Annotated in this window: 19 protein-coding genes; 10 read left to right on the top strand and 9 right to left on the bottom strand. The window is 65.1% G+C overall.

Features of this window, described 5'->3' with window-relative positions; translation table 11 throughout:
* Positions 1 to 26 precede the first annotated feature (26 nt).
* The 4 genes from J4O76_RS12725 to J4O76_RS12710 all read right to left on the bottom strand — a co-directional run bounded on the left by J4O76_RS12725 (position 27) and on the right by J4O76_RS12710 (position 5538).
* Complete coding sequence (locus J4O76_RS12725; RefSeq protein WP_426282190.1) at positions 27 to 1361, bottom strand: OmpP1/FadL family transporter; 1335 nt, start codon at positions 1359 to 1361, stop codon at positions 27 to 29.
* Positions 1362 to 1411: 50 nt separating this feature from the next.
* On the bottom strand, positions 1412 to 1822 hold the full coding sequence (locus J4O76_RS12720; protein WP_353442603.1) for a DUF2147 domain-containing protein: 411 nt from the start codon (positions 1820 to 1822) through the stop codon (positions 1412 to 1414).
* Between the two features lie 252 nt (positions 1823 to 2074).
* A complete protein-coding gene (locus J4O76_RS12715; RefSeq protein ID WP_426282444.1) occupies positions 2075 to 4402 on the bottom strand; it encodes a 3-hydroxyacyl-CoA dehydrogenase NAD-binding domain-containing protein in 2328 nt (775 codons plus the stop codon).
* The gene (locus tag J4O76_RS12710) at positions 4402 to 5538 is read right to left on the bottom strand and encodes a thiolase family protein (protein WP_353442604.1); all 1137 of its coding nucleotides are present in this window, start codon (positions 5536 to 5538) and stop codon (positions 4402 to 4404) included. Before J4O76_RS12710 ends, J4O76_RS12715 begins: the two co-directional genes overlap by 1 nt.
* A gap of 131 nt (positions 5539 to 5669) precedes the next feature.
* Between J4O76_RS12710 and J4O76_RS12705 the strand changes: the two genes are divergently transcribed.
* Both J4O76_RS12705 and J4O76_RS12700 read left to right on the top strand, forming a co-directional pair.
* Positions 5670 to 7355, top strand: a complete 1686-nt coding sequence (locus J4O76_RS12705) for a long-chain-fatty-acid--CoA ligase (protein WP_426282188.1) — start codon at positions 5670 to 5672, stop codon at positions 7353 to 7355.
* Positions 7352 to 7744: a MerR family transcriptional regulator gene (locus J4O76_RS12700; protein WP_120300301.1), complete on the top strand. Its 393-nt coding sequence runs from the start codon at positions 7352 to 7354 to the stop codon at positions 7742 to 7744. The genes J4O76_RS12705 and J4O76_RS12700 overlap by 4 nt, the downstream gene beginning before the upstream one ends.
* 326 nt (positions 7745 to 8070) lie before the next feature.
* Here J4O76_RS12700 and J4O76_RS12695 read toward each other — a convergent pair whose 3' ends face one another.
* Complete coding sequence (locus tag J4O76_RS12695) at positions 8071 to 10545, bottom strand: alkaline phosphatase PhoX (protein ID WP_426282186.1); 2475 nt, start codon at positions 10543 to 10545, stop codon at positions 8071 to 8073.
* A gap of 49 nt (positions 10546 to 10594) precedes the next feature.
* The gene (locus tag J4O76_RS12690) at positions 10595 to 13006 is read right to left on the bottom strand and encodes a TonB-dependent receptor (protein ID WP_426282184.1); all 2412 of its coding nucleotides are present in this window, start codon (positions 13004 to 13006) and stop codon (positions 10595 to 10597) included.
* Between the two features lie 170 nt (positions 13007 to 13176).
* Here J4O76_RS12690 and J4O76_RS12685 point away from each other — a divergent pair, with 170 nt between their 5' ends.
* The 7 genes from J4O76_RS12685 (at position 13177) to J4O76_RS12655 (ending at position 21319) form a co-directional block, all read left to right on the top strand.
* On the top strand, positions 13177 to 14856 hold the full coding sequence (locus J4O76_RS12685) for an alkaline phosphatase D family protein (RefSeq protein WP_426282181.1): 1680 nt from the start codon (positions 13177 to 13179) through the stop codon (positions 14854 to 14856).
* 148 nt (positions 14857 to 15004) lie between these two features.
* Positions 15005 to 15898, top strand: coding sequence for a fatty acid desaturase (locus J4O76_RS12680; RefSeq protein ID WP_426282180.1), 894 nt, complete (start codon positions 15005 to 15007; stop codon positions 15896 to 15898).
* Positions 15895 to 16692 (top strand): phosphate/phosphite/phosphonate ABC transporter substrate-binding protein, encoded by a 798-nt coding sequence (locus tag J4O76_RS12675; protein WP_426282178.1) that lies wholly within the window; start codon positions 15895 to 15897, stop codon positions 16690 to 16692. Before J4O76_RS12680 ends, J4O76_RS12675 begins: the two co-directional genes overlap by 4 nt.
* A 1-nt stretch (position 16693) precedes the next feature.
* The gene (epsC, locus tag J4O76_RS12670) at positions 16694 to 17656 is read left to right on the top strand and encodes a serine O-acetyltransferase EpsC (RefSeq protein WP_426282177.1); all 963 of its coding nucleotides are present in this window, start codon (positions 16694 to 16696) and stop codon (positions 17654 to 17656) included.
* A complete protein-coding gene (locus J4O76_RS12665; protein WP_426282176.1) occupies positions 17653 to 18423 on the top strand; it encodes a gamma-glutamyl-gamma-aminobutyrate hydrolase family protein in 771 nt (256 codons plus the stop codon). The genes epsC and J4O76_RS12665 overlap by 4 nt, the downstream gene beginning before the upstream one ends.
* Before the next feature lie 65 nt (positions 18424 to 18488).
* Positions 18489 to 20978 (top strand): TonB-dependent receptor plug domain-containing protein, encoded by a 2490-nt coding sequence (locus J4O76_RS12660; RefSeq protein WP_426282175.1) that lies wholly within the window; start codon positions 18489 to 18491, stop codon positions 20976 to 20978.
* 122 nt (positions 20979 to 21100) lie between these two features.
* Positions 21101 to 21319, top strand: coding sequence for a hypothetical protein (locus J4O76_RS12655; protein ID WP_056481709.1), 219 nt, complete (start codon positions 21101 to 21103; stop codon positions 21317 to 21319).
* 377 nt (positions 21320 to 21696) lie between these two features.
* Here J4O76_RS12655 and J4O76_RS12650 read toward each other — a convergent pair whose 3' ends face one another.
* From J4O76_RS12650 to J4O76_RS12640, 3 genes are all read right to left on the bottom strand, one after another.
* Positions 21697 to 22281 carry a DedA family protein gene (locus J4O76_RS12650; RefSeq protein WP_426282174.1) on the bottom strand — a complete coding sequence of 195 codons (585 nt, stop codon included), beginning with the start codon at positions 22279 to 22281 and terminating at the stop codon, positions 21697 to 21699.
* A gap of 86 nt (positions 22282 to 22367) precedes the next feature.
* Positions 22368 to 22868, bottom strand: a complete 501-nt coding sequence (locus J4O76_RS12645) for a DUF1993 domain-containing protein (protein ID WP_426282173.1) — start codon at positions 22866 to 22868, stop codon at positions 22368 to 22370.
* Between the two features lie 22 nt (positions 22869 to 22890).
* Positions 22891 to 23394 carry a DNA-deoxyinosine glycosylase gene (locus tag J4O76_RS12640; protein WP_426282172.1) on the bottom strand — a complete coding sequence of 168 codons (504 nt, stop codon included), beginning with the start codon at positions 23392 to 23394 and terminating at the stop codon, positions 22891 to 22893.
* Positions 23395 to 23505: 111 nt separating this feature from the next.
* Here J4O76_RS12640 and J4O76_RS12635 point away from each other — a divergent pair, with 111 nt between their 5' ends.
* A complete protein-coding gene (locus J4O76_RS12635) occupies positions 23506 to 25017 on the top strand; it encodes an ATPase domain-containing protein (protein WP_056058899.1) in 1512 nt (503 codons plus the stop codon).

Below are 25017 nucleotides of genomic sequence, written 5' to 3'. Positions count from 1 at the left end.
AGGGGGGGATCGTGACGGCAGAACCCTTAGAAGCTCAGCCGGCCACCGAGCGACAGCACGACGGCCGACGCATCGCGCAGTGCGCCCGAGGTCAGGATGTTCGTCTGTGCGGCGGTGCCGACATAGGCAGCCGTCCTGCGGTCGATCGTGGTGTTTTCGAAATCGACATATTGCGCGGCGGCGTCGAGCGCGATGCGCGAGGTCAGCTGGTACGAGCCACCCGCCGCATAGGTCCAGCGATCGGCGTCGGGCACTCGGGCATCGCGCAATCCGTCTTGAGTCGGCGTCTTGGTGCGCTGGACACCCGCGCGGATCGTCGCCTTGGGGGTGACGGCGTAATCGAAGCCGCCCGCGAGGCTCCAGCTGTCCTGGTAGTTTTCGGGGATCGCGGTGTTCAGCGGGGCGCCGAGATCGATCGTGTCGAACTTGCTCCAATTGTACGCGACGACCTGCGCGTTCAGCGTCAGCGCGTTGGTGGCACGGATGCGACCGGCGACGATCACCTGGCCGGGCGTGTTGAAGCTCGCCTTGGCGCCATCGATCGAAACGTTCGAGCTTGCCAGCGGACCGACCAGCCCGGTGACGTTCAGGCTGCCCTTCAGATTGTGGCGGATGCTCGACTTGTAGCTGACACCGACGGTGGCGAAGTCGTTGTGAAGCTGCACGCCTGCGGTCCAGCCGAAGTCCCAGCCGTCACCCTTCAGCTCCTGGAAGCCGTCGGGCAGCGCCGCGGACAGGTTGGGGAGCGCATTGTTGAGCGTCGCATCGGTATATTCGACGTTCAGCGCACCACCGACACGGAGCCAGTCGGTCACCGCAACGCCGATCGACGGTTGGATATCGATCGTCCGCAGCCGCGTCTTGTCCGCGCTGTAGCGTGCCCAGCTGTTCGCTTCGTAATTGGTGGTGAAGCTGAACGGCGACGTCACCGCGACGCCGATCGCAATCCGGTCGGTCAGCGGATAGGCGATCGCGCCCGACGGAACGACGCCCTTGTTGATCGGATCGCTCGACGTACCGTTGCCGCCGACCGGCGCATAGTTGAATCCGGTTGGCCGGCCGGTCGTCGGCGAGAAGGTTGGACGGCCGATGAGCGTGCCGGTGTCGACGACGTCGCCCTTGGGCAGGATCGCGCTTGCGCTCAGCGTCGCGCTGCCGTCGCGGATGCCGGCGATCGCGGCCGGGTTCCACCACAGCGAGTCAGGGCCGGTATCGGCGCCTTCGCCCGAGAATGCGCGACCGGCGCCACGCGCGGACTGCGCCTGGAGATAGAAAGCGTCGGCGTAGGCGGTGCTGGCGAATCCGAAGGCGGAGACAAGCGCTGATACCGCGAGAAGCGGAGCTTTGGTGCGAAGCATCATGGGTAAGATCCTGAAAGCTATACTGATAATAGGGAGGTGGAAGCCGCGCCTCAGCGCACGCGCGTCCAGGTCTGGGTCTTGCAGAGCGGGAAGAAGACGCAGCCGCGCAGCTTCAACTGGTTCGCGCCGAGCGGGGTGATCTTGCCGCTATACGTCTTGCCGTCCTCGGCGTTGTAGACTTGGCCGCTGCTCCAGACGCCGCCTGAGTCAGACTTGAACCCGCTGAGCATCTGCAAACCCTGGATCGGGCGGTTGCGCAGCGCAGTGTTCGAATTGTTCGCGTCCTTCATCGAAGGATTCGCGCGCAACGCGTCGGAGGTGAGGATCTTGCCACAGATCGAAGGGCCGCAACGAGCGATCTCTACGATGGCGTTGTGCGTCTCGGTCTTCCAGCGGCCGATGACGGTCTCGGGCGTGGCAGACGCGCCGGCGAGCAGGGCGGTGGCGATCAACAGGGACATCTTCTATCCTCTCCTAGTGTCGTTTGGCGCGCCGTATGCGTACGGTCGCTAAAATCTCGTAAAGCCGGCGACGTTATCGCGACCTCGTTGCCGTATACGGCAGTTATCGGTCCCGACTAGAATTGTACGAAGACAAGTCAAGTCTTCTTACTGATTTCGGGCGGTGAAAAAGTGTTCATAAGCCCACTCCGTCACGTCGCAAGCGCCTCCGTCATGCCGGGCTGGTTCCGGGGTGACGAAGTGAGTGGCGGCTCAATTCCGCAGTGGTTTGCCGGTCTGCAGCATGTGCACGACTCGCGCCTGCGTCCGCGGATCCTTCACGCTCGCCATGAACGCCGCGCGCTCAAGCTCGAGCAACTGGTCCTCGGTCACGGTGTCGACCAGATCGGCCTCGCCGCCAGTGAGCACCTCGGCCAGACGATCCGCGACGACGAGGTCGTAGTCGGTCGCCATGCCCTTCTTGTGGAAGTCCGCGACCGCCATGTTCAGCCCCGTACGGCCACTCGCGCCTGCCAGACGGAAGGTCGGCTTCTCCGGCGGAGCATAGCCTTCGACCAGCGACAACGCCTTGGCCTTCGCATCCGCGAGCAACCGGTCGCGGTTCATCGTGATGCCGTCGGCCTTGCGCAGGATCATCATCTCCTTCGCCTCCGCCGCCGACTTGGCGACCTGCGCGGTGGAGACAGCCTGGAACACCTTGGTCAGCACCGGCATCGGCCCATTCGGCAGCGTGCGCGACTTGGTCCAGCGGTCGAGCATCTCGCCATTGCCGCCCCAGCCGGGAACGAGACCGACGCCGCACTCGACAAGACCCGCATAGGTCTCGGCATGCGCCTGCACCGCGTCCGAATGAAGCAGGATCTCGCACCCGCCGCCAAGTGCGAGCCCGGCCGGCGCGCTGACGACCGGGAAGGGCGCGTATTTGAGCGCCTTGTACGCCTGCTGGCCGCCCGAGACGCTGGCCTCGACCATGTCCCAAAGGCCCGCTCCGACCGCGAACATCGCCGCGCCCAGGTTCGCACCCGCCGAGAAGTTCGACGCCTCGTTATAAACCACCAGCGCCTTGAAGCGCTCGCGCACGACCGGGATCGCCTCGTTGATGAGCGCCACGACCTGATCGTCGAGCGCGTTCATCTTCGTGTGGAACTCGAGCGCCGCGACGCCGTCGCCGACGTCCCAGAGCGACGCCGACAGGTTCGTAAGTATCGGTCGCGAGCGGAGCTTGATGTCCTCCAGTAGCTCGACGCCGTCAGCGCGCGGCACGTCGGCATACTCACCGTCCGCAGTGAGATACTGATGCTGCCCGTTTTCGACACGGTAGAACGGACGATCGCCCGCAGTCTTCAGGATCGCCGGAACGTCGCGACCTTCCTCGGCGAGGCGCGCGGCGAGCACACCCGGTTCCATGCGGTCGATCAGCTCGAACGGCCCGTATTTCCAGTTGTAGCCGAGCTTCATCGCGTCATCGATCGCGACGACATCGTCCGCCGCTTCGCCGACGAGCATCGCCGCATAGGACAGCGTGTTGCCGAGGATCGTCCACGCATAGGTGCCGATCTTGCCCGGCTCCGCGATCAGCGCCGCAAGATCCTTGCCCGTCTTGCCCGGCAACTCAGCCGGCTTGGCTTCCGCACGGTACTCGCCGGTTGCGAGATCGAGCGACAGCTTGGTGCGGGTCGCCTTATCGAAGCGGTAGAACCCGCCCTTGCCCTTGCGGCCGGTGAACCCTTCCGCGATCATCTTGTCGACCAGCGGCAGCGGACGCACCGTATCGAAATACGGATCGCCAGCGGGCAGCGTGGACGACAGGCTCTTCGACAGCAACGGCATCAGATCGACACCGACGAGGTCGACAAGCCCGAAGATACCCGTCTTCGGCACGCCCATCGGACGGCCACCGATCTGGTCGGCCTCTTCGACGGTCAGCCCCTGGTCCATCGCCGCGTTGATCGCGATCGCCAGCCAGTAGGTGCCGATGCGGTTGGCGATGAAGCCCGGCGTGTCCTTCGCCCGCACGATCCGCTTGCCCATAAAGCGATCGACGAAATCCTCGACCTTCTCGGCGACCGCGACGTCGGTGTGCTCACCGCGGACGATCTCGACCAGCCGCATGTAGCGCGGCGGGTTGAAGAAGTGCGTGATGAGGAAGTCGGCCTTGAACTGGTCCGACCGCCCCTCGACGAGGTTGCCGAGCGGGATCGTCGAGGTGTTCGACGACACCGCAGTGCCGGGACGCTTCAACGTTTCGAGCTTGGCGTAGAGCGCCTGCTTGATGTCGAGCCGCTCGACGATAGCCTCGACGATCCAGTCGCACTCGGCGACCCGGTCGAGGTGATCGTCGATGTTGCCCGTCTCGACCAGCTTGGCCGCCCGCTTCGACATGAAGGGGGCGGGGTCGGTCTTGAGCATCTTGGCGACCGCGCCCTTCGCCACCGCGTCGCGGTCGCCGCCCTCGGGGAGGTCACGCGGTACGATGTCGAGCAGCAGTACCGGAATGCCGGCGTTAGCGACTTGTGCCGCAATTCCAGCACCCATGACGCCCGCGCCGATAACGCAGACCTTTTTCACAACGTCGACCATCATGCGCGCTCCAGCACCGTAGCGATGCCCTGACCGCCGCCGATGCACTGGGTCGCCAGCGCATAACGGCCACCTTCACGCGACAAGAGCGCAGCCGCCTTGCCGACGATCCGCGCGCCGGTCGCACCGAGCGGATGCCCGATCGCGATCGCGCCGCCGTCGAGGTTGATCGTCTCGTCCTTGAGCCCGAGATCGCGGATGCACGCGATCGCCTGGCTCGCGAACGCCTCGTTGATCTCGACCACGTCGAGGTCGGCGACAGTGATCCCGGCACGCTCCAGCGCCTTCTTCGACGCACCGATCGGGCCGAGCCCCATCGTCTCGGGAGCACAACCCGAGACGCCGATCGACTTGATCCGCGCGAGGATCGTCAGGCCGTGCTTCTTGGCGAACTCTTCCGAGGTAACCAGCACCGCGGACGCGCCATCGGTCAGCGGCGACGAGGTGCCGGCGGTCACCGACCCATCCGCGCTGAACGCAGGCTTCAGGCCGGCGAGCGCTTCGGTGGTCGTGCCGGCGCGGATCGTGCCGTCCTGGCTGACCGGGCCGGCCTTCGTCTGGATCGTCACGATCTCGTCGGACAGGCGGCCATCGGCGCGCGCCGCGGCAGCCTTGTCCTGGCTTTTCACCGCGAACGCATCCTGCTCGGCGCGCGTGATCTGGTAGTTGCGCGCGACGTTCTCGGCGGTCTCGCCCATGCCCATGTATGCGCCGGCGCTCTTCTTCGCGAGTTCGGGGTTGGGGAGGGGGTTGTAGCCGCCCATCGGTACGCGGCTCATCGATTCGAGGCCCGCGCAGATAAACGCCTCGCCCGCGCCGACCGCGATCTGGCCGTAGGCGATATGGATCGCGCTCATCGACGATCCGCAGAACCGGTTGACCGTCATCCCGCCGACCGAGATCGGCAGGTCGGCGATCTGCGCGATCAGCTTGGCGACGTTGAGGCCCTGCTCGCCCTCGGGGAACGCGCAGCCGAGGATGATGTCCTCGATCTCGGCCGGATCGACGCCGGTCTTGTCGAGCAACCCGCGAATCGTCTGCGCGGCGAGATCGTCCGGACGGACGCGGGCGAGTTCGCCCTTGCCGGCGAGGTGGAACGGCGAACGGGCGTACCCGGCGATGACGACGTTGGTCACGATGATCCTCTCATATTGCGGTCGACCCGGTTAACGCTTGCGGGTTACCCTTAAGGTGCGATACCTCACCTTTACGTCAAGGTGAAGCGGCCGACAATATGGCTTACGCACACTGAGCAATGGAGAGCGAGATGCAGGACACTTCCGGGGGCAAGGCGATCGGCGTCCCGTTGCTGGGCGAGCCGCGGCTGCTGGGCGACATGCTCGACCTGTCGGTGCAGCGGTTCGGGTCGCGCAACGTGCTCGACTTCATGGGCCGGACGCTGACCTATGCCGCGCTCGGCGAGTCGGTCGACCGGGCAGCCCGCGGGCTCCAGTACATGGGTGTCGTGAAGGGCACGCGCGTTGCGCTGTGCCTGCCGAACACGCCCTATTATCCGATTCTGTTCTTCGCGATCCTCAAGGCGGGCGGCGTCGTCGTCAACGTCAACCCGCTCTATGTCGAGCGCGAGCTGGCGCATCTGCTCGAGGATTCGGGCGCGACGATCATCGCCACCTGCGACATTGCTGAGATCCACGCACGCGTGCTCAAGGTCGCGGGGCAGATGGGCGTGAAGCATGTCATCACCTGTCCGATCGCCGGCGCGCTGCCGACGGTGAAGTCGATCGCCTACCGCATCTTCAAGCGCGCCGAGATCGGTCGGGCACCGAGTGATGCGCGGCATTCGACGTTCGATTCACTGCTTAAGGCGAAGGGCGCGCCGTCCCCGGTCGCGGTCACCCCGGACGAAGTCGCGGTGCTGCAATATACCGGCGGCACCACCGGCGAGCCCAAGGCAGCGATGCTCAGCCACGCCAACCTCGTCGCGAACGCCGACGCGATGGTGGTGTTCGTCGGTGGCGAGCAGCCCCACCAGGACCGCGTGCTCGGCGCGCTGCCGCTGTTCCACGTCTTCGCGCTGACCACAGTGCTGACCTATTCGATCCGCACCGGCGCGGAGATGATCCTGTTGCCGCGCTTCGAGCTACAGCAACTGCTCAAGACGATCGAGCGGACCAAGCCAAGCTATTTCCCCGCAGTGCCGACGATCTACGCCGCGATCACCACCGCCGCCGAGACGCAGAAGATCGACCTGTCCTCGATCCACGCCTGCATCTCGGGCGGCGCACCTCTTCCGGCGGAGGTGCGGATCGCGTTCGAGGCAACGACCGGCGCCAAGCTCTGCGAGGGGTATGGCCTGTCTGAAGCCTCGCCGATCATCACGTGCAACCCGATCGATGGCCTCAACAAGCCAGGCTCCGCGGGGCTGCCGTTCCCCGGCACGACGATCGAGATCCGCGATCGCGAAGACCCGACGCGCCTGTTGCCAATCGGCGAGAATGGCGAGATCTGCGCGCGCGGACCCCAGATCACGCAAGGCTATTGGCACAAGCCCGCTGCCACCGCAGACCTGTTCGCGGACGGCGCGCTGCGCACCGGCGACGTCGGCCATCTCGACGCCGACGGCTATCTGTTTATCGTCGACCGGATCAAGGACCTGATCCTCGCCGGCGGCTACAACGTCTATCCGCGCGTGATCGAGGAGGCGCTATATGAACACCCCGCGGTGCTCGAAGCGGTGGTGATCGGCGTGCCCGACAAATACCGCGGGCAGGCGCCGAAGGCGTTCGTCGTACTGGCCGAAGGTGCGGTCGCTACCCCGCTCGAACTGCGCGATTTTCTGCGCGACAAGATCAGCAAGATCGAGCTTCCCCGCGAGGTCGAAATCCGCGACAGTCTCCCCAAGACGCTGATCGGCAAGCTATCTAAAAAGGAACTTGTCGCTGAAGAGACCGCAAAGGCGGCGGCGTCGGAGGCGAGGGGAGTGGACGCGTGAACGACCGACAGGACGATCTGACCGGCATACAGGAGGTGTCGCGCATGCTCGGCGTGAGCGCGCGGACGCTGCGGTTCTACGAGGACAAGGGCCTGATCGAGCCCTGCCGGATCGGTACGACGCGCGTCTACACGCGGCGCGAAGTGGCCCGGATGCAGCTGATCCTGCGCGGCAAACGGCTGGGTTTTACGTTGCGCGACATCGAGGAGTTCCTCGACCTCTACGACGCCGACCCGCAACATGTGGAACAGATGCGCGCGCTGGCGGAACGGTGTCGGCAACGGATCGACCTGCTCGATGCGCAACGCGAAGCGATCGTCCAGACACGGGATGAGTTGGAGAAGATCGAGCAGGAGGCTCTCGCGCGGATTCCGGCGGGGACGGTCTAGGCCTACGAGACGCGACCGCCCTGAAACTGCACCACCCCTCGAACCTGCCCCACCCCGGCGAAGGCCGGGGCCCAGTTGGAGAGGTGGCAATAACGAAGCGCAGCGCCAATCAGCAACGTCCCCCAACTGGACCCCGGCCTCCGCCGGGGCGGGGCACGCTGTGCAGATCGAGGAGCGCCTAAAATCCTCCCCCGCCAGGGGGGGGGTGGCTGGCACTTGCCAGACGGAGGGGGCGGACAGGATAACCGCCGTTCCGTGTCCTTCCCTCCGCCACCTTCGGTGCCACCTCCCCCTTGCGGGGGAGGATCGCGAGTTCGCCGAGAAGCTTAAAGCCCCACCACACCCCCGTCGGTCTTCGTGATCACGATCGTCGAGGATCGCGGCCGCGAAGGGGTCGTCACCGCACCCGCCTGGTTGGCTGGCCAGCTGCTCGTGATATTCGTCGGCCCGCCATTCTCGCCGGGATGCTGGATGTTGACGAACAGCGACCGGCCATCCGGCGTCGTATGGATACCGGTGATTTCACACTCCTTGGGCCCGACCAGGAAGCGGCGCAGTGCCGCGCCCGGTGCCTTGCCGACCCGCGTTGTTACCGAACCGGTTGCCGCACCGATCGTGTTGGTCACCGTCCGCGTGCCGCCATCGTTGACGATCCCCGGTACCGAGGCGAGCAGCATGCAGTTGGTGACGTCCGTGAATGCGCCGTCATCCGTCTCGATCCACATCACCGGTGCGATCGTCCCCGACGCGTTGCTCGGCAGGCCGAACCACAGGCCGTCCGGCGACGAGAAGTCGTTGGTCGCATCGAGACCCGACAGGTTGATGTTGGTTGCATCCAGATCGGAACCGGCACCGAACGCATAGATGTCCCAAGCGAACGTCGTTGCCTCGGACGTGTCGCCCGTCTCGCGTAGACGAATGATGTGGCCGTTGGCATTACCCGTGGTCTGGCCGCCCGTGGTCTTGGGGTCGACATAGGCGCGCGGGTTGGGGGCGTCCGCGGTAGCCACCGTGCGCGACGAGTTGTTGGTGAGCGTGCAATACATCTCGCCGGTCGCCGGATTGACTGCGGTCCACTCCGGACGATCCATCCGCGTCGCACCCAGAGCATCCGCTGCCAGTCGCGTGTTGATCAACACATCGACCTGGCTCGAGAACGGATAGGCTGCGTTGGCCGAGGTGAGGGGCCCCTGGCCGAACACCAGAGGCAACCACTGACCGCTGCCATCCGCCGCGAGCTTCGCGACGTAGAGCGTTCCAGCATCGAGATACTTGTCACCGATCGCGAGACGGTTCGCGGCGCTCGCATCCGCTGCCGACCACGGTGTCGCCGACACGAACTTGTAGATATACTCGTTCTGCGCGTCGTCGCCCATGTAGAAGGCCGGCTTCACGCCCGCGATCGTCCGGCCGATCTGGCAGCCTTCGTGGTTCATACGACCCAGCGCGGTCCGCTTGCGCGGCGTCGAGGCTGCGTCGAACGGATCGATCTCGACTACCCAGCCGTACTGGAAGATCTCGTTGCGGAAATCGCCCGTGCCATCGGCCGGCGCGCTGGCCTGTGCGGTGATGTTCCAGCGCGAATATATCGTGCTCGTCGTGTCCGCTGGCGTGACCGTCGACCACCCGTAGTTACCGCCGGTGTTGCTCTCGCCCTTGCCGTAGCGCGTAAGAGACGTGTTCGCCTTTACGCCCACAGGGCCAGTTGCCGCGCGCCGCGCCGCGTCGCCGACTTCGCGCTTGAAATACCCGACCCAGTTCTCTTCGTTTGTCAGGTACGTGTGCCAAGGCATTGTACCATTGGCGCAATTGTTGATCGTGCCCCGACCCGTGGTGGCATCCGGCGAGTAGCGCGTCTTGAGGCTGTCGGCACCGCGCACGGGGCCCGAGAAGCTCATCGGCGTCAGCGGGGTGATACGGCGGTTGAAGGACGAGGCGGTGGTGTAGCTCCAGGCGGCGGCGCGGTTGACTTCGATGACCGACACACCGTGGCATTCCATTTCCTTCAGCGCTTCGGCTTCGGGGCGGACGCCAGCGGTCGTGGTCGGGCCGTTGGGATGCAGATAGGCTTGCGTGATATTCTCGTGGTTGAGCACGAGCAGGCCGCGCGTGTTGCCGTTGGCGTCCGGGGTACCGGTGGCGGACATGCCGAAATAGCTCATGCCGTCATGATGATCGCCCGCGCGCTTCGAGAAGGTCGCGTCGGTACCGTCATTGGCATACGCGCCGACACCGCTGCCGATCGGATCGCCGAGCCGGTACAAGACCGTCACCGCGTAACCCGCAGGCACTGCAACGACATCCGCAAGGCTCTTCGCAACGGCCGTGAAGCCCAGCGATGCAGCACCGACGGTCACGCTGGTCGTCGCGCTGACCGAACCGCTGGCCGAAACCGCGGTAAACTGGAAGCTGAGGACGGTCCCGGCAGCAGCACCCGGTACGACGAAGGTCGCGGTGGCGGTCGAGGCACCGGCGAGCGTGACGGCGGGGCCGGCGGTCTGGGTCCAGGTCACGCTGTCGACCTGGCCGATCGCTGCACCGGTCAGCGTCGCGACGCGACCCGCGGTCGAGCTGCCGCCGGCAGTCGCCGTCACCGTGACGGGGCTCAAGCCGTTGCCGTCATTGTCGTCGTCGCACCCGGTCAGCAACATGCCGCCGAACACCGCCGCGGCGGTTGCGGACATGCCGCCCATCAAGGTCTGGCGACGCGAATAGCGCGACTCGATCAGGTCGTTGATATGCGGATTGGCAGTCGGGTTGGTATCGATATCGCCGTCGGTATAGATGGTCTCGAACGTCATGCTTGGTCCCCCCGGGGATGGTTGCGTGGTGTGTAACGATGCGTGGAAGTTAGAATTTCGCGCCCAGCTCGACGCCGTAGAAGCGCGGCTCGCCGGCGATGTAGGTCGGGATACCGAAGCCGCCGCCGGTGTTGCCCGCGTCGATCAGGTAGCGCTTGTTGGTCGCATTCCGGACGAAGCCGCCGACGCTGTAGCGACCTTGCGCGAACTCGACCCCGGCGCGCGCGTTGACCAGCGTGTAGCCCGGCGTGCTGATCGCGGGGTTGTTCGGCAGCTCGAAAAACGCCTTGGTGCGGTAGGTGACGCTCGGCGTGGCGTAGACCGTCGCGCCGCCGACCGGCAGGCGGAGGATCACGCCGCCCGACGCGGTCGTGTCCGGCTGAAGGCGGAAGCGGTTGCCAGCGAATACGCCGTTCGCCGCTTCGTCGCCGATGCCGCCGTCGATGTACGCAAATGTCCCGAATACCGAGAGATACGAGGCGAGCTTCAGATTGCCTTCGAGTTCGACGCCGAGGTTCTTGGCCGACCCGGCGCTCTGCGTCGTGGTCACGCCGTTATTCGTCACCGACACCTGGAAGCCGTCATAGGTCTGGTAGAAGACCGATGCCGCGCCGCTGAACGGGCCCACGCGACCCTTGATGCCGCCTTCGTAGTTCCAGACGTTCTCCTGCGGGACGACCTGCAGGTTGGGACCGACGCCGAACGCGGTGCGCTGGGCGGCAAGCTGGACCACCGGCGAGCGGCGTCCCTTGCTGATCGTCGCGTAGAGATTGACCGCGTCGTTGAGCTTCAGCAGCGCGTTGAAACGCGGCAGGATCGCGGTGAAGCTTTTCTCCGCGACGAACTTGTTGCCGTTGGTATTGGCCGTTCCGAGCAGGCTAGTTAACGTCGTAAACGGCGCGGGCAGGCCTGCGAGGATCACGGAGTTCGGCTGGATCGACGAGTAGCCCGACTGGCGATCCTCGATCAGGAGGCGCGCACCAGCGGTCAGTTCCAGTGCTGGTACCGGAATATAGGTCGCATCGGCGAACACCGAGTAGGTGTCGTTGTTGCCGTAGTTCGTGAACTCCGCGGCGTAAGGTATTGCCGTGGCTCGACCACCGGTCAGTAGTCCAGTAGCGCGCGTGGCGGGGATCGTGCCGTTCGGTGCGACACACCCAGTCCCGGTTGGGATACCGGCGCTGTTCAGCACCGATCGAATCGGCGCATACGCACCAGCGACCGAGCAAGCGAGATACGTGCCTTCTTCGGTTGCGAATGGTACCCGCTGATAGCCGTTTTCGAAGAACGCGTTCCAGCCGACCGAGGCGCGGTACTTGGGCCCTTCGAAGGCGAAGCGGCTCTCATGGCTCCACTGGTCGCCCTTCGCGTCTTCGGCGAACTCGAGATACGCAGCGGGGCCACCATCGGCGTCGAACACTTCAAGCGCGTCGAACTTGCGATACCCGTTGACGGTGGTGAAGGTGATCCCCGGCGACAACTCCGCGGCGATCGTCAGGTTCGCGTCATAGACGTTGCGGTCGAGGCCGAGCTTGCGTGCACCGAGAACTGCGGCGCTGTACGGCGAGCCCGAGAGTTCAGCGTAGCCATAGTCTCCAGTCTGGCCGCCGGTCGGGGCGTGCGCGCGGCTCTTGAATGCGGTGCCGGGGTTGCGCTGTCCGTCATAGGTCAGGACGAGGTCGGCGGTGATGCTGTCGCTCGGGCGATAGCGGAGCGAGCCGCGGATGCCGCGCTGGTCCTGGCCGTTCAGATCGTCCTGGTCGACGCCGCCCTGGTTCTGGTTCGGCACATTCGCGTCGCCGGCGATGTTGCGGACGTACCCCTTGCGATATTTGTACGCGAAGGCGATGCGGCCGGCGAGGACGTCGTTGCCCGCATTGAGGAAGCCCGAAACCTGGGTGCGGTCGAAATTACCGTACGTGCCGTTGGTCGCGCCCGATATGCCGGGTTCCGGCTTGGCAGAGACAAGGCTGATCGCGCCGACCGCGGCTGCGGTGCCGAACAAGGTCGCCTGCGGCCCCTTCACGACTTCGATCCGCGAGAGGTCGAACAGGTCCTGATACGCGCCGCGCGAACGGCTGATGTCGATGCCGTTGTAATAGAGCGTGACGCGCGCGCCCTGCTGCGACGAGCCGTTGTCCGAGGTGATGCCGCGGATCACGAAGCCGGGGTTGTTCGCGCTCTGCTCCTGGATCTGGAGGCCGGGAATATAGGCGGCGACTTCGCTCAGCGAGTTGACGCCGATCGACGCCATGCGTGCGCCGGTCAGCGCGGTGACAGTGATGGGGACGTCTTCGATCCGCTGTTCGCGCTTCTGCGCGGTGACGACGATCTCGTCGTCCGACGTTGCGGCCTCGGTTTCGGCTTGGGCAGTGGCTGGCGTGCCGGCTTGTGCGAGCGCCATGGTCGAGCAGGTCGTGGCGAGCGTCGCAACCGCGAGCCGCATGAAGATACGTGTCATTAAGTCCCCCGTGTCGTTGCCGTCGCACTACGGGGACGAGGTGACGTTTCGATGGCGTCTTCATGAAAGCAAAATGACTATTCCGTAACGACGCTGTCACATCGTTGCCGCCGGGGTGTCTTCGATCGTGGCTAGCAGGCGGGCAACACCCGTTACGAAAGTCCGAGACGATGACGATCAACCGCCGCGATGCCCTGAAAAACGCCCTGAAACTTGCCGGCTCCGGCGCGACGCTCGCGCTTCCCGCGGTAGCGTCACAGGCAGCGGGCGCGGCGAAAGCTCGGTTCGATCACGGGGTGGCGAGTGGTGATCCTTCGGTCGACGGCGCCATTCTCTGGACGCGTGCGACACCGGTCGATGCGACGCAGGCCGGCGACATCGCGCTGACCTGGCACGTCGCGGAGACCGAAGGCGGCAAGCCGATCCGCTCGGGCACGGTCAAGGCCCGCGCGGCGCGCGACTTCACCGCCAAGGTCGAGGCGACCGGGCTCCAGCCGGGGCACGAGTACCGCTATTGGTTCGATGCCGCGGACGGCACGCGCTCGCCGGTCGGCCGGCTCCGGACGCTGCCGAAGGGCAAGGTCGCCGACGTCGTCATGGCAGTCGTCTCGTGCCAGCTCTACGCGGGCGGGCTGTTCAATGCTTATGACGCGATCGCCAAGCTCGACCGGCTCGACGCCGTCCTGCACCTCGGCGACTATATCTACGAATACGGCGCCGATGGGTACGGCGCTGACATCGCCAAGAAGATCAATCGTCTAGTCGAGCCGCGTCACGAGATCGTCAGCCTCGCCGACTACCGGATGCGCCACGCTCAGGTGAAGCGCGACGTCGACATGCAGGCCGCCCATGCGCGCGCTGCGTTCATCTGCGTCTGGGACGATCACGAGGTCGCCAACGACGACTGGATGCACGGTGCCGAAAACCACGATCCCAAGACGGAGGGCGACTGGGACGCGCGCAAGGCCGCCGCGATGCAGGCGTATTTCGAATGGATGCCGATCCGCGATCCCAAGCCCGGCCAGCCCTGGGCGGCGATCAATCGCAGCTTCGATTTCGGCGATCTCGCGACGCTGGTGATGGTCGAGACGCGGCTACTCGCGCGCAGTCATCAGGTCGTGTCGAAGGGCGAGGCGATCACACCCGCAGAATACGCGCCGATGCTGGCGGAACGCGCGCGGCCCGACCGCGAACTGCTCGGGCCGGCACAGCTCGCCTGGGTCGAGAAGACGATGGCAACGTCCGTGTCGGCGGGGAAACCCTGGCAGGTGCTGGGCAACCAGATCGTGATGGCGAAGGTCGCTGGTCCCGACATGGAGCGGCAACTCGGCCCGGTGAAATTCGGCGAGACGATGGCGAAGCTTCCGGCGATGTGGCGCGAGCGACTTGCGGCAGGCATCGCTTCGTACCGGGCTGGTATGCCGTTCGGCCTCGACAGTTGGGACGGCTATCCGCCCGCCCGCGAGCGCCTGTACGCGGCGTTCCGACGTGCGAAGTCGCGGCCGATCGTGCTGTCGGGCGACAGTCATGCCGCCTGGGCGAACGATCTGCACGACGACGCGGGCAAGCTGGTCGCGGTCGAATTCGGCTGCACCGCGATCACCAGTCCGTCCTACGGTTCGCTGTTACCGGGTATCGGCACGTTGATCGCCGACGCCAACAAGGGTGAGGTCCGGTTCTGCGACCAGGACGCCAAGGGCTTCACGCTGCTGACGCTGACGCCTGAACAGGCGACCGCCGATTTCGTGACCGTGTCGACGGTGTTTGCCAAGCCGTTCACCCAAGCGACCGTTAAGCGGTTTCGTGCACAGGCTGCTCGGCCCGAACTACCGCTGGAAGAGATTGCCTAAAACGATCCTCCGTTCGAATAGGATCGGAAACCGATCGCCGATCGCTCGGGCTAGCGCCTGACAATCAAAGTTTTTCCGCCGCAAAGTTCAATCGACTGTCAATTCCTATTCAGCGAGGGGATATTCATCTCATCGGACGGAGATGGGAATGCAGCGAGAGGCTTCGAGTTCGACGGTAGGATGGCCGACCGTCCTTCTGGCAGGTGTCGTGTACGGCGGATGGATGGTCGCGACGGCGTGGCATGCGGCCATTCCGACGCCGTTGCTGGTGCTGATCGGCGGGTGGTTGCTCGCCTGGCAGGGATCGCTGCAGCACGAGGTCATTCACGGGCATCCGACGCGGATCCGATGGATCAACGACGCGATCGGGTTTGCGCCGCTGTCGCTGTGGCTGCCCTATCGCCTTTACCGCCGCAGCCATGTCGCGCATCACCGCGCGGAGGTCATCACCGATCCTCGGCATGACCCGGAGTCCCGCTACCGCGTGCAGGCGCGTGGTTTCGCCGCAGTCCTCGGCCGGCTTCAATCCACGCTTCTCGGTCAGATGGTTTTCGGACCTGCGATCTCGGTCGGCCGCTTCTTCCTGCAGGAGTCCCGCCGCCTGGCGTGCGAACCGGCGCGCGTCGTGCGCGACTGGGCGCCACACCTCGTCGCGGTCGCGCTGGTGCTCTGGTGGCTCGATCATGTCGGTCTTGGCGTCGGCCGTTACGTGCTCTGCTTCGTCTATCCAGGCATGGCGCTGACCATGGTGCGCTCCTACGCCGAGCATCGCGCCGATCTTGAGAGCCCCGGTCGCGCCGCCAGCGTCGAGCATGGCGGGCTGCTTGGGCTGCTGTATCTCAACAACAATTTGCATGCCGCACATCACGAGCGGCCGTCGCTCGCCTGGTACGACCTGCCAGCGTACCACCGACATAACCGAGCCCGGTTCGCGGAGGCGGGGGCACCGATCTATCAGGGCTATGGCGAGATCGTCCGGCGGTTCGCCTTCAGCGCGCATGACGACATGGTTCATCCCCTCCACCGCGAGCCCGTGTCTTGACGGGCCGGATCGCCTCGCTCGGGATGTACGATCACCCCGCGCAGCACACTGCGAACGACCGGCTGTGGTCGGCGATCGCCGCTGTCCTGCGCGAACGCGGTGTCGCGGACGTGCCCGCCCGGCTCGATCGAACACGCGACGTCCATGCGATCTGGCGCGATCCGGCGTTGCTGTTCGGCCAGGCCTGTGGCTATCCGTTGATCGCCGATCCGACGCTGGATCTGCAAGTGATCGCGTTCCCGATCTACGCCGGGCGAGAAAGCGGCAGCGTGATCGTGGCGAGAGCGGACGATCCCCGCAGGGCGGTCGCGGCGTTTCGCGATAGCCGCGCGGCCATCAACGACCGCCAGTCGAACACCGGCATGAACCTGTTCCGCGCTACGATCGCGCCGTTTGCAGGGCAGGGCGCGTTCTTTGCCGAGGTGCTGGAAACCGGCGCGCATCGAGCCAGCATCGTCGCGGTCGGGATGGGCAAGGCGGACCTCGCGGCGATCGACAGCGTGACCTATGCGGCGATCGCGCGGTTCGAGCCGGCTTTGGTTACGGGCCTCAAGATCGTCGCACCGAGCCCCGCATCGCCGAGCCTGCCCTTCGTGACCGCGGCCGGGACCGACGCCGAGACTGTAGCGGCATTGCAAAGTGCGCTCGATCATGTCGCTGCCGATCCCGATCTGGCCGCGGTACGCGAGACGCTGTTGCTCGCCGGGATCATACCCGCCGAGCCAGACGCGCTGGCGCCGATATCGACGCTGGAAGCCGAGGCCGTCCGGGCCGGCTATCCCACGCTCTGCTGACATGAAGGACAACGCCGTGTCACCAGCATCCGACCCGATCGACCTAGCCACGACGATCGACGAACTGCGCAGCGCGCGTCGCGCCTGGCGGCAGGAGCAGGACGGCCGGCATAGTGTCGCGCGCTTCCCGTCGCTGGACGAGACCGGTCGCGCGCTCGACGATCTCGTCGCGGCGTTGTTTCCCGGGCGGCTCGGCATGTTCGCAGGTCCGGTCGAGCGTGAGGATGCGTTCGTCGAGACGCGGCTCCGGCAGGCGCTGGAACGGCTGCAACGGCAGGTCGAACGCGAATTCGCCTATTGGCAGGAAGAGGCGGTGCTGTCGTTCGACGTCAGCCATGCGAGCATGATCATCGGTCTGTTCTGTGCCGAACTGGGGCCGATCCGTGAACTGGTCGACGACGACGTCCGCGCGGCGTTCCTCGGCGATCCGGCGGCCCGCAGCGCGGACGAGATCCTGATCTGCTACCCCGGCATCGTCGCGATCCTGTACCACCGGATCGCGCACGCGCTCTACGGCCTCGGCGCGCCGATCGTCGCACGGATCATTTCCGAGCTGGCGAACAACCGCACCGGTATCGACATCCACCCCGGCGCGACGATCGGCCGCAGCTTCTTCATCGATCACGGCACCGGCGTCGTGATCGGCGAGACCGCGATCATCGGCGACCGGGTACAGATCTACCAGCACGTCACGCTCGGCGCGCGCAGTCCGCTCGGCGTGACCGACGTGTCGGCGCGCGAACGGCTCGCGCGGCATCCGATCGTCGAGGACGACGTGGTGATCTATGCCGGCGCGACGATCCTTGGCCGCGTGACGATCGGGCAGGGCGCGACGATCGGCGGCAATGTCTGGCTGCTCGAAGACGTCCCCGCCGGCAGTGTCGTCGCGCAGCCGACCGCGGTGATCCTGGCGGGCGATGCGGCGGATCAGCTGCACGAGACGCTCAGGGGGCGGGGAGCATGAGCCGGTTCGCCTGCTGCCGCGACGAGGACGGCCCGGTCAAGCCGGTGATCGGCGTGCTGTGCTGCAACGAGATCGCCGATCGGCCGATCCAGGCGGTCGCTACTCGCTTCGTCGAGCCGCTGGTGCGCTATGCCGGCGCCACCGTCCTGCTGGTGCCGGCCGTGGCGGATGCGATGGACACGCGGGCGCTGGTCGGACGACTCGACGGCCTGTTGCTGACCGGATCGCGGTCGAACGTCGCGGGGGCACGCTACGGCAAGTCGGACGCGGCCGACGACGCTCTCGATCTGGACCGCGATGCGGTGGCGCTCGAACTCGCGGGGCGGATGATCGAGGCGGGTCGGCCGGTGTTCGGTATCTGTCGCGGGTTGCAGGAGCTGAACGTGCTGTTCGGCGGCACGCTGACCGATGCGCTGGACGATGGCCATCACCGATCGACCGACGACGCGACCGCGTACGAGACGCTGTTCGACCATGTCCACGACGTGAGACTGCGATCGGGCGGGATGCTCGCGGCCGCGATAGCCGAGCCTAGCATCTCGGTCACGTCGGTTCACCGCCAGGGTATCGATCGGCTGGGGGAGGGGCTCAGCGTCGAGGCGCATGCGGTTTCGGACGGGCTGGTCGAGGCGTTCTCGGCGCGTCCGTGCGGCGGCGACGTGCTGGCGGTGCAATGGCATCCCGAATGGGACGTTGCAGCCAGCGCATCCAGCCGCGCATTCTTTTCACTTATCGGCCAGTCGCTTGGGACCTATCGGGACCGATGACTGCGACCGCTCGTTTGGTTCGCACGGAGATCGTCGCAGAGCGATCCACTAACAGGGACACTATCATGACTGCTTATCGTACCGCGTTGACGCTCGCCGCCTCGACCCTCGCCTTTGCCAGCGCGCAGGTAGCCCATGCGCAGGACGTGCCCGCGCAAACTACGACGGCGCCTGCCGCAGACCCCGCTGCGGCGCCCGACACGGGAGACGATATCATCGTCACGGGCACCCGCGCGGTTGGTCGGTCGCGGCTCGACAGCGCATCGCCGGTCGACGTGCTGAGTTCGGCCGCGATCCAGCGCCAGGGGACGACCGAATTGGGGGCCGCGCTGTCGGCGATCGCCCCCTCGATCGATTTCCCGCGTCCGTCCGCCGTCGATGGCACCGACGCGATCCGCCCAGCGACGCTGCGCGGCCTTTCGCCCGACCAGACACTGGTGCTGGTCAACGGCGTGCGCGGCCATACCGCGGCTTTGCTCAATGTCGGCGGGTCGGTCGGGCGCGGCTCGGCTGCGGTCGATCTCAATACGATCCCGACCGTCGCGCTCGACCGTATCGAGGTGCTGCGTGACGGGGCGTCCGCACAATATGGCTCGGATGCGATCGCCGGCGTCGTCAACCTGCGGCTGCGCGAAGCCCGGTCGGGCGGCGGCATGACCGTCAACTACGGCTTCTACAACACCGATATCGACACCGCGCGCGGCAGCCGCAGCACGAATGGCGAGCATGCGCTGACCGTGTCCGGCTGGCAGGGCATTGGCTTTGGCGAGGACGGCTTCCTGACCCTTTCGGGCGAGTATCTGGATCGCCAGGCGACCAACCGCGCCGACTTCGACACGCGCGCGCTGGTCAAAATCCCCGGGACGCCGGGCCGCGTGACCGGCCTCTTCGGCGACCCCAAGGTCGAGCAATACAGCATCTTCGCCAACGCCGGCACGACGCTGACCGGCACGTGGAAGCTGTACGGCTGGCTCGGCTATCAGGACCGCGACACGCGCAGCGCGGCTTTCCCACGGTTGCCGCTCGCGTCGGACCAAGTCGCCGTCGACCGACTGACCTTGGCAGGACTTTCCGATGGTTTCTTGCCGCTGATCAATACGAAGTCGCGCGACATCAACTCGGCCATCGGCATCAAGGGCGTGGTCGCCGACTGGAACGTCGACCTGAACGCCAGCTATGGCCGCAACAAGATCGGGTTCCGGACGCTGGACTCCGCGAACTATGCCTATGGCCGCACCACGCCGCGCGACTTCTCCGACGGTGCGCTGATCTACGACCAGTACATCGTCGGGCTCGACGTCGATCGCAAGTTCGACGTGTTGCAGGGCGTCAACGTCGCGTTCGGGCTCGAAGGGCGCCGCGAGGGGTTCAAGATCCAGTCGGGCGAACTCGCGTCCTATGGCTATCCCACCGATCGGACGGTGACCGGCGCACTGCCGACCGCACCCCCAGGCGCGCAGGGCTTTGGCGGGTTCTCGCCGGACAACGCGATCGAGCGGAGCCGTCGCAATGGCAGCGTCTATCTCGATATGGAAGCGCAGGTGACGGACAAGCTGCTGCTCGGGCTGGCCGGACGCGGTGAGGATTATTCCGATTTCGGCTCGACCGGCACCGGTAAGGTCTCCGCGCGCTATGACTTCGCGCGCTGGTTCGCCCTGCGTGGAACGGCGTCGACCGGCTTCCGCGCGCCGGCTCTGCAGCAGCAGTATTTCACCTCGGTCGCAACCGTCATTCAAAACGGAAACCCAGTTCAGACCGGAACCTACCCATCGGTAAGCCCCATTGCGGCTAGGCTCGGAGGCCTTCCTCTCGAGCCTGAGAAGTCGACGAATTTCTCGGTCGGTACCGTCATTCGCTTTGGCGGGTTCGACCTGACAGTCGATGCGTACCGCATCCGCATCCGCAATCAGATCGGTCTTTCGGAGAACATCACCACGTCGTCGACCCAATCCGCCGCGGTCAATGCGCAGATCCTCAACTTGCTCGCCGGATCAGGGGCAACGGCGGCGCGGTTCTTCATCAACGGCATCGCCTCGACCACAAAGGGCATCGACGCGGTCGCGCATTACCGGCTGCCGACCGATGCTGCCGGGACGTTTGACCTGACGATCGCCGGTAACGTCAACGATGTGAACGTGACGCGCGTGCCGACATCGACCTCGGCGCTCAACCCGGCACCCACGCTCTTCGCCCGCAACCGCATCGAGTCGCTCGAAAACGGTACGCCGGGCGAGAAGGTGACCGGGTCGATCGATTGGTCGCTCGACCAGCTCGGAGCACTCGCCCGTGTCACCTATTATGGCGACGTGACGCAGCCCGGTACGACCCCCGCCGGCGACGTGCACAGCGGCAAGCACCTGATCACCGATCTCGAACTCCGCTACCAGGCGAAGAAGGGCGCGCAGATCGGCCTTGGCGTCAGCAACCTGTTCGACGTCTATCCCGACGCGACGAGCATCGCGAACAACCCGACCGGGGTGATCGGCTACCCCTATTACTCGCCGTTCGGGTTCAACGGCCGCTACGTCTACGCCCGTGCAGGCCTGAGCTGGTGATTAAATCATAGTCGTACGATAGGGTATTGCGTTCGGCCGCATCGCTGGGTAGCTTTCGGTTCCAGGATCGATTTCGCGCATTGCGGTCGTAATTCTGCACTAGTCATCACGGAGACCATTCGATGAAGAAGATCACGATCGTGCCAATGATTGCAGTCCTGGCGCTTGGCCTCGCCGCCTGCACGAAGCCCGCAGCGACCGAGAACGTTACCGACATTCAGTCGAACACGGTCGTCGAAGAGTCGGACGCGAATCTTTCCGCGGTAGACGGTATCGAAACAAGCAACTCGGCCGATCTTGAGAACTCGGTCGATTCGAATTCGAGCGGCAACGCGCTCTGATCGATGACTTGAAATTGTAACAGATGGTTTGGTTCGGTAATCGAACCATCTGTTCGAAGACTCGAAAGGCGACGTACTTTCCGTTTTAGGGGAGTCGTTGCCTTTTGTATTTCTGATCGATCGAAGTACGTTTTAGAGCTGATGCATTTCGGCGCGATTTATAAACTATTCACCGAGGGTAGTGAATAACTCTATTCCTATTTGATAAGTGGGTATTACAACGGGGCAACGTCAAGGCGAAGTGAAGCTCCCTAGACGGAACCTAGTGGTCCAGTGGAGCCCTTCTGCTGGGCCACCATTTTTGAGCGCGAAGTTTGGAAGACATGGCGGCGTGCCGGCATCTGGCAGGGACCGTACTCTTGAGTATTGGCTATTAGTCAGCTGGTCTTCGGTACCGCGTTGGATCGACGTCCGCGCCAATAGCGGATCGCGGTCATCACTAAGGCGACGACGACTGCGAGGATCGCAACGCCCGCCAACTTGTGCTTCGGCATGATGTTGTGGACCGCGTCGAGCAGCGTGTCGCCGAACAGATAGCCGATGCCGGTGAACATCACGCCCCAGACTACCGCAGAGATCGCATTGAGCATCATGAACGTGCGTGCGGGGACATGCGACGTGCCGATAGCTATGGGGCTGATCGTGCGCAGGCCGTAGAGGAAGCGGAAGCCGAGGATGAAGACGGTCGGATGGCGTTCCAGCGTGTCGAGTGCCTTGGCGAAGGCCGGCTTGGCGGCGATCTTGCGAACGCGGGCCGTGTCGCGGAAACAACGCCCGGCGAGGAAGAAGAGCTGGTCCGCGGCGAACGATCCCGCGACGGCCGCAGCGGCGCTGCCCCAGAGCGGCAGCAAATGCTGATGCGCCAACACACCGCCCGTGACGACCGCGGTTTCGCCTTCGAGCCCCGCACCCAGGAATATCGCGGCGAGGCCGTATTGGGCGATGAGCGTTTCGATCGACATCGCTCGCCCTTGCCGCAGCGCGGAGTTCTCCGCCAGTATCATTTATCCGCCTCACTACAGGCGGTTATCGACGTCGATGCAGGCTTCTACCGACCGAGATAGTCCATCTTGCCGATCGGCACGCCGCGCATCCGCAACAACGCGTAGGCGGTCGTGATGTGGAAATAGAAATTGGGCAGCACGAACCCGAGCACGTAGTTCTGCCCCGTAAAGTCCAACGTCCGGCTGGGCGTGACGATCGTGACGACGGCATCCTCCTTGCCGTCGATCGCCTCGCGCGGCACGCCCTCGAGGAACGCAACCGTTGCGGCGATGCGCTGCTGCAGCGCTGCGAAACTCGTCTCGTCGTCGGCCATTGCGATCGTCGGAACGCCGCCAAGCCGGACCATCGCGCCCTTCGCCGTATCGCTGGCGCGCTGGATCTGCGCGGTCAGTGGCGCCATGTCGGCGATCAGTCGCGTGCCGAGCATGTCCGCCTCGGCGATGCCGTGCTCCTGTGCATAGGCTTCGCCCGATTTCAGGATCGCCGAAAGACTGGCGAAACCGCGGCGAAACGCGGGGACGGTGAGGTCATAGAGCTGGGTCATGCGCGCAGGCGTAGGCGCGCAATCACGTCCGGTCGAGGAGGAACACGGCAAGCTGGTTCCAGGCAGGCTGCTTTGCCGCGACGCCGATCGTGTGCAGCGGGCTGCTGGAGGGAAGCGCGACGATGGTCGGTCTAGCCAAGTTCGGTCCGAGCAGCTTCAGGCCCTGCTTGAGCGCGGTACCGCCGTTGAAGGCGACTGCGCGAAGCTCCGGCAATCGTCCCATGAGCGCGACGATGTCGTTGCCTTCGGCGTCGAGGATCGCCGCGTCGCTGCTTCCCGCCCGCCGCGCCGAGCTGATCACGTCCCACAGCGCCACGCCGCTCGCCCGCAACGCTACCAGCCGATCCTCATAGTCGAGCGTAACGAGATCGCAGCCGACGACCGGCGACATCAGTTGCCAGAACTGGTTCTGCGGATGCGCATAATAGCGCTGCGCGGCAAGCGACCGGTCGCCCGGCAGGCTGCCCAGAACCAGAACCCGCGCTTGAGAATCGAAAACCGGCGGAAACGAGTGCTTGAGCGACATTAAGATCCCCGGGCTGCCACGACCGCAAGACTATGCGATACGCCGGTTATAACCTAGGGTCGGCACATATGGTCGCACCACGCGCGGTACGATCACAGGAAGGACTGCCACTTGGCACTGAACGGACAACTACCGGCGCTCGCACGGACCGGTATCGACGGGCTCGACGACATTCTCAATGGGGGGCTGACGCCGGACCGGATGTACCTCGTCGAGGGTACGCCCGGCACGGGCAAGACGACGCTCGGGCTCGGCTTCCTGCTCGCCGGCGCATCGGTCGGCGAGGCGGGTCTGTATATCACGCTGGCCGAGACCGAAGTCGAGTTGCGCGCGGTGGCGCAGACGCATGGCTGGTCGCTGGATCCCCTGACCCTGTTCGAGATGGTCCCGGCCGATGGCCTTGGCGAAGATCACGAACAGACGTTGCTGCATCCAAGCGAGGTCGAACTCGGCGAGACGATCCGCGACGTGATGGCGAAGGTCGACGAGCTTCGGCCGAAGCGCGTGGTGATCGACAGCCTGTCCGAACTGCGCCTGCTCGCGCAGAGCCCGATCCGCTATCGCCGCCAGATCCTCGCGCTCAAGCACTTCTTCTCGACGCGCGCCTGCACCGTGCTGTTCCTCGACGACAAGAGCGGCTCGGGCAGCGATCTCCAGTTGCACAGCATCGCGCACGGCGTCATCTCGCTCGAACAGACCTTGTCCGGGTTCGGCGCGCAACGTCGACGCCTGCACGTCGTCAAGATGCGCGGCGTTCGGTATCGCGGCGGCTATCACGATTTCGAGATCGAGCGTGGCGGGCTGTGCGTCTACCCACGCCTCGTCGCATCCGAACACGTCATGAAATATTCGGATGAGGCCGTTTCGACCGGGTCGACCGAACTCGATACGTTGCTGGGTGGTGGCTTGATTCCGGGTACCGCGACATTGCTGACGGGGCCCGCCGGTGTCGGCAAGACGACCGCCTCGGTCCAGTCGGTGATCGCAGCGTTGGAGCGGGGCGAGCGCGCGGCGTATTTCCTGTTCGACGAGCGCTTGCCGACATTGCTCAAGCGCAGTGCATCGCTGGGCATGGACCTGATGCCGTTCGTCGAGAACGGTCAGCTCGAGCTGCGGGCGATCGATCCCGCCGAGATGTCGCCCGGCGAGTTCTCAGGTGCGGTGCGGGCCGCGGTCGAGCAGCATAAGGCGAAGATCGTCGTGATCGACAGCCTCAATGCTTACCTTCAGGCGATGCCGAACGAACAGTTCCTGATCCTGCAGATGCACGAGATGCTGACGTATCTCGGTCAGAAGGGGATCGTCAGCCTGCTGATCCTCGGCCTGCACGGGATCACCGGGGACGTTCGATCCGACGTCGACCTCAGCTATCTGTCCGATACGATCGTCCAGCTCCGCTATTTCGAGGCGCATGGCGAGGTGCGGCAGGCTATTTCGGTCATCAAGACCCGCACCGCACGGCACGAACGCACGATCCGGGAGTTTCAGATCGGTAGCAACGGATTGTTGGTCGGCGAGCCCCTTCGCGAATTCCAGGGCGTGCTGACCGGCGTTCCGACATTCTCGGGTGAAGGAAAGACGTTGATGGCCAGTCGGATGGGGATGCAGGACTCGCGCGTCTGA

The sequence above is a fragment of the Sphingomonas sp. NFX23 genome (assembly GCF_049887795.1).
Taxonomy (GTDB): domain Bacteria; phylum Pseudomonadota; class Alphaproteobacteria; order Sphingomonadales; family Sphingomonadaceae; genus Sphingomonas.
Note: the sequence above shows the minus strand (reverse complement) of the source record. Positions and strands in the feature narration are given on the sequence as shown.

What these genes read in the sequence shown, in the direction of transcription:
- J4O76_RS12690 (WP_426282184.1), bottom strand. Translation starts at nt 13,006, where the DNA reads ATGACACGTATCTTCATGCGGCTCGCGGTTGCGACGCTCGCCACGACC.
- J4O76_RS12645 (WP_426282173.1), bottom strand. Translation starts at nt 22,868, where the DNA reads ATGACCCAGCTCTATGACCTCACCGTCCCCGCGTTTCGCCGCGGTTTC.
- J4O76_RS12705 (WP_426282188.1), top strand. Translation starts at nt 5,670, where the DNA reads ATGCAGGACACTTCCGGGGGCAAGGCGATCGGCGTCCCGTTGCTGGGC.
- epsC (WP_426282177.1), top strand. Translation starts at nt 16,694, where the DNA reads ATGAAGGACAACGCCGTGTCACCAGCATCCGACCCGATCGACCTAGCC.
- J4O76_RS12685 (WP_426282181.1), top strand. Translation starts at nt 13,177, where the DNA reads ATGACGATCAACCGCCGCGATGCCCTGAAAAACGCCCTGAAACTTGCC.
- J4O76_RS12695 (WP_426282186.1), bottom strand. Translation starts at nt 10,545, where the DNA reads ATGACGTTCGAGACCATCTATACCGACGGCGATATCGATACCAACCCG.
- J4O76_RS12680 (WP_426282180.1), top strand. Translation starts at nt 15,005, where the DNA reads ATGCAGCGAGAGGCTTCGAGTTCGACGGTAGGATGGCCGACCGTCCTT.
- J4O76_RS12655 (WP_056481709.1), top strand. Translation starts at nt 21,101, where the DNA reads ATGAAGAAGATCACGATCGTGCCAATGATTGCAGTCCTGGCGCTTGGC.
- J4O76_RS12715 (WP_426282444.1), bottom strand. Translation starts at nt 4,402, where the DNA reads ATGGTCGACGTTGTGAAAAAGGTCTGCGTTATCGGCGCGGGCGTCATG.
- J4O76_RS12725 (WP_426282190.1), bottom strand. Translation starts at nt 1,361, where the DNA reads ATGATGCTTCGCACCAAAGCTCCGCTTCTCGCGGTATCAGCGCTTGTC.
- J4O76_RS12660 (WP_426282175.1), top strand. Translation starts at nt 18,489, where the DNA reads ATGACTGCTTATCGTACCGCGTTGACGCTCGCCGCCTCGACCCTCGCC.
- J4O76_RS12665 (WP_426282176.1), top strand. Translation starts at nt 17,653, where the DNA reads ATGAGCCGGTTCGCCTGCTGCCGCGACGAGGACGGCCCGGTCAAGCCG.
- J4O76_RS12720 (WP_353442603.1), bottom strand. Translation starts at nt 1,822, where the DNA reads ATGTCCCTGTTGATCGCCACCGCCCTGCTCGCCGGCGCGTCTGCCACG.
- J4O76_RS12650 (WP_426282174.1), bottom strand. Translation starts at nt 22,281, where the DNA reads ATGTCGATCGAAACGCTCATCGCCCAATACGGCCTCGCCGCGATATTC.
- J4O76_RS12640 (WP_426282172.1), bottom strand. Translation starts at nt 23,394, where the DNA reads ATGTCGCTCAAGCACTCGTTTCCGCCGGTTTTCGATTCTCAAGCGCGG.